The sequence below is a fragment of the Photobacterium sp. OFAV2-7 genome (assembly GCF_022347985.1).
Lineage (GTDB): Bacteria > Pseudomonadota > Gammaproteobacteria > Enterobacterales > Vibrionaceae > Photobacterium.
The window spans coordinates 1-3,881 of the sequence record NZ_JAKRFQ010000482.1 but is presented as its reverse complement, the minus strand read 5'-3'; the positions used below and the strand labels follow the sequence as shown (position 1 = coordinate 3,881).

Annotated in this window: 3 protein-coding genes; all 3 read right to left on the bottom strand. The window is 43.8% G+C overall.

Features of this window, described 5'->3' with window-relative positions; genetic code table 11:
- A partial coding sequence (locus tag MHN01_RS19425; protein WP_239412861.1) for an acyltransferase occupies positions 1-375 on the bottom strand: 375 nt, incomplete at its 3' end.
- A gap of 522 nt (positions 376-897) precedes the next feature.
- A complete protein-coding gene (gene murQ / locus MHN01_RS19420) occupies positions 898-1,806 on the bottom strand; it encodes an N-acetylmuramic acid 6-phosphate etherase (protein WP_239412860.1) in 909 nt (302 codons plus the stop codon).
- 541 nt (positions 1,807-2,347) lie between these two features.
- The gene (locus MHN01_RS19415) at positions 2,348-3,556 is read right to left on the bottom strand and encodes an ammonium transporter (protein WP_239412859.1); all 1,209 of its coding nucleotides are present in this window, start codon (positions 3,554-3,556) and stop codon (positions 2,348-2,350) included.
- Positions 3,557-3,881 lie beyond the last annotated feature (325 nt).

The window sequence follows — 3,881 nt, the reverse complement described above, 5'->3', positions numbered from 1 at the left end:
AAAATAACCAGATTGTCTTTCAAAGTAGATATTTGCTATAAATACACTCGCATAACGTAAGCTATCAGCCAAGCTTACAAAGTCATTGGGAGTATAAAGCCAGTAACCACCGATAAGGCTGAAAACTGACACCAAATAAAACAACGGAAGAATACGTTTAATTCGCTTCACATAAAATATATTAAACGAAAAAGTATTTGAAATTATCTGAGGATATATTGCGGACGTAATTATATATCCTGAAATAACAAAAAACACATCTACACCAATAAAACCACCAGGCAACCAAGCACCATTCATATGAAAGATAATAACGGCTAAAACAGCGATGGCTCTCAAACCGTCAATATCTTGCCTGTACTTAATAAGACTCATTTTTTACCTAAGTTCATTCACTAATTATACTGTAGAAACGAAATACGAAACCAGTAACTAAATCAACAACACCTGTTCCTGAAGCGCATTGAGATAGGTTGCCTTTACCTGACAATTTTCTCGCTTTGGAGCAGGGCCGCCAATGATACCACGTAAAAAAAAGCTTATATATAATAAGGAGCCAAAATAACAAATTGTTACTTAACATTAGGCATCGTCAGGCAGGCATTACTCCTAAACACCTGACGTCAATGCTCATAACCTGACACACCTCCTCGAATAAGAACATCTCGCACTAAGTAAATATACAGTTAAAAGTATTTACGTACTAAATGGCATCTATAAATCCATTGTGATTTTAATTGATTATTTTCATCCAGAATCATGTTTTATTAGTTTTCAAGCGATGTCAGCTGCTCGGCAGAGAGCATTAACTCTCCGGCCGCCATGTTTTGCTCCAGATGCACCACTTGACTGGCTCCAATCACCGAGAAATAAAGAATTTAAATTCAAAAGATGCAATTACCCTTTTGCCGCTCCAATCGCCTGACGGGTAAAGCCCTGGTTTTGATCAAGAAGAGATCGGGCTTCGTCGGCACTAAGGTTTGCCAGGAGCATCACAATGGCGGTCTTACAATGACCGTTACAAGCTACTAGCGCAGCTTCTGCTTCTTCACGGCTGCACTCTGTGGCTTCCATTACAATCTTCTTTTGTCGCTCGACAAGTTTGGCATTGGTCGCCTCTACATCCACCATCAGATTGCCGTATACCTTACCGGTCCGGATCATTGCTCCTGTAGTAAGCATATTAAGTACCAGCTTTTGTGCCGTCCCGGCTTTCATCCGCGACGATCCCGTTACCACTTCAGGACCGACTACCGGCGTAATACTGATATCTGCCAGCTCCGTCATCGCACTTTGCGGGTTACAGCTAATACAGGCAGCGGTAGCACCCACAGACTTGGCATAACTCATCGCCCCCAGCACATACGGGGTCCGCCCGCTGGCTGCAATCCCAACCAATACATCGTGTTGATTGAAATTTAACGCTTTCAGATCTTCTGCGCCGAGCTCGCGGTTATCTTCGGCATTTTCGACCGCTTTGAAGATAGCCTGATGTCCCCCGGCAATTAGACCTATCACCTGATCAGGCTTGGTGCCATAAGTTGGCGGGCACTCACTGGCATCCAGAATACCCAGCCGGCCGGAAGTGCCAGCACCTGAGTAAATCAGTCGCCCCCCTTTCTGAAAAGCCGCAGCAATCACATCCACAGCTAAGGCAACATCCGGCAACAGCTGTTCGACCGCCAGAGCTACCTTTTTATCTTCGTCATTAATCACTTTCAGCATGTCGAGCGTCGACAAGGTATCAATGTGCTGGCTGGCAGTATTACGGCTTTCCGTTACCATCTTGGATAGGTCAATCTTCATCGGGCTCTCTACAGTCACAATCACTATTGCCTGTAATTCTACGAGATAAACGGCAGGGGCAACATAGCTATGCCTAATAAGTTAGGTTAACTTGCATGATAAATAAGTACCAATCTAGTGAGATTATATTAAGAATTAACTATTACTTATCAAAGGTTAAATACTTAGTTCTGTAGTCTGCCGCTTTGGCGAAAATAACTATAAATACCATCACGAGTAATAATCCAGGTGCATATTCTATCTTTTCGTTTTCAATGAGTTGATAACAGCAAAAAAAGAAGAAAACATTAACAATTAATAAGTTAACTGCATGAATGACCGGATGTTTAACAGAAAAGCTTGCATACAACTTGAACATGTTCTATAGCCTCATCTACGGGAAGAGATTAAAACATCATGCATATTCTCGGGCTTTGAATACTGCTATTTGTCTTGGGTGACAAAATTATCACTTAAGTCTAATCCATTTTGTTCATTTGTGTGCTCTGAAGGCAAAAAAATGCCTGACACTAGGTCAGGCATTAATATATATACATCGCAGTTAATCTAAATTAATTGCCCCAATTTTGTGGATAGACAGGTCAGCACCGTTGTACTCTTCTTCATCTGTCAGACGCAGACCAACCGTCTTCTTAATAATCCCGTAGACAATAGCGGCACCGACAACGGCAACGATGATACCAGCCAAGGTTCCAATGAACTGACTTGCCAGACTTACACCACCTAGCCCGCCAAACGCCTCGCTGCCAAAAATACCTGCCGCGATACCGCCCCATGCACCACATACACCATGCAGCGGCCATACACCCAGTACATCATCCAGCATGAGCTTGTTCTGAATGTAGGTAAACAACCAGACAAACAAGGCTCCCGCTACCGCACCAGTTACCAAAGCACCAACGGGATGCATCAAATCTGATCCGGCACAGACGGCTACCAAACCGGCTAACGGACCATTGTGAATAAAGCCTGGGTCGTTTTTACCAACAAATAGAGAGGTAATGATCCCACCGACCATCGCCATCAAACTGTTCACGGCTACCAATCCGCTGATGCCATCCATGGTCTGTGCCGACATCACGTTAAAGCCAAACCAGCCAACGGTCAGAACCCAAGCTCCCAAAGCCAATAGCGGAATGTTAGAAGGCGCAAAGGCTACCAGGCGACCACCACGATAACGGCCATTTCGGATCCCCAGCATGGCTACCACCACCAGAGCTATCCAGCCGCCGACACCGTGAACAACCACCGAACCGGCAAAGTCATGGAATGCTGCGCCAAATGTCTCGGACAGCCAATCCTGAAAACCGTAGTTGCTGTTCCAGATCACCCCTTCGAAAAAAGGATAAACCAAACCTACCGTGAAAAACGAACCGACCAACATAGGATAGAAGCGTGCACGTTCTGCAATCCCTCCCGAGATAATGGCAGGGATGGCGGCAGCAAACGTCATCAGAAAGAAGAACTTCACCAGCTCATAGCCACTGTTGGCACTTAACTGCTCAGCACTGGACAAAAAGGTAATATCGTAAGCAACCCAGTAACCGATAAAGAAATAGGCAATCGCAGAAAAGCCGAAATCGGCGATGATTTTTACGAGCGCATTAACTTGGTTTTTCTGTCTGACTGTCCCTACTTCTAAAAAGGCAAAACCGGCATGCATGGCAAGCACCATGATTGCCCCTAGCAATATAAATAACGTGTTTGAGCTTTGGATCAATATTTCTACAGCACTGTTGAGGTTTTCCACAAACGACTCCACATCCTTGTTGATTAATCTTGTTTGCGTTGTGGTTACTGCAGATTTTGTGCCGTTTTGACCCATTTTAGGGTTCCAGTTTGGACTATCTAACCCAAAATGTATCTAACCTATTGTTTTATCAAAATTAAGCAGAAAAATATGATGCACGTAATTTGTGCATTACACATCAATTATAGTCGTAAAGTTGCATTTAATGCCCTGAATGTGACTTAAGCTTGCGCTCTTAATTGGTGCAAACCAACAGGAAATGCACCTTTGTAGTGCTTCAATTATGAATTGCACCATAAATATTCAGCTTGTCATTTACCCAACC